Origin of the sequence: Corallococcus sp. CA041A (genome assembly GCF_003612075.1) — a bacterium.
Taxonomy (GTDB): domain Bacteria; phylum Myxococcota; class Myxococcia; order Myxococcales; family Myxococcaceae; genus Corallococcus; species Corallococcus exiguus.
In genome coordinates, this window is record NZ_RAWF01000645.1 from 1 (window position 1) to 450 (window position 450).

Genomic DNA, 450 nt, shown 5'->3' on the forward strand with positions numbered 1-450 from the left:
ATTATAGGCTTCTCTAATGACCTCGGCCTATTTCATCTGAAAGTGTGGAAACTAAGTCACGCACATCACCGGGGAATCTTTCTTCATTTACGAAAAATGATGGAGTCCCATTTACGCCGCTTCGAGCCCCACTTAAGAACTGCTCACGGATAAAGTTCGCTTTCGAGTGAGAATACAATTCTCGCGCAAACTTCTCCGGTGGAATATCTAGTTCTCCAGCATAATCCAGCAAATCTTCGTCGTCCAATTGTCTTTGATTTTGAAAAAGGGTGCTATGCATATCCCAAAACTTGTCAAAATCAGCGGCTATTTCAGCGGCTTCAGCAGAATCTTCAGCGTGCGGATGTATTTGCTTCAACGGAAAGTTGCGGAACACATACATAATCTGATCTACATCAACTGTTGAGAAGAATTCACTCAATCGGTAAAACGCATCGGCACAGAAAGGAC

At 43.3% G+C, this 450-nt stretch carries 1 protein-coding gene; it reads right to left on the reverse strand.

Annotated elements, in window-relative coordinates; genetic code table 11:
* Positions 1 to 13: 13 nt before the first annotated feature.
* A partial coding sequence (locus tag D7V77_RS42565) for a thioredoxin domain-containing protein (RefSeq protein ID WP_147452386.1) occupies positions 14 to 450 on the reverse strand: 437 nt, incomplete at its 5' end.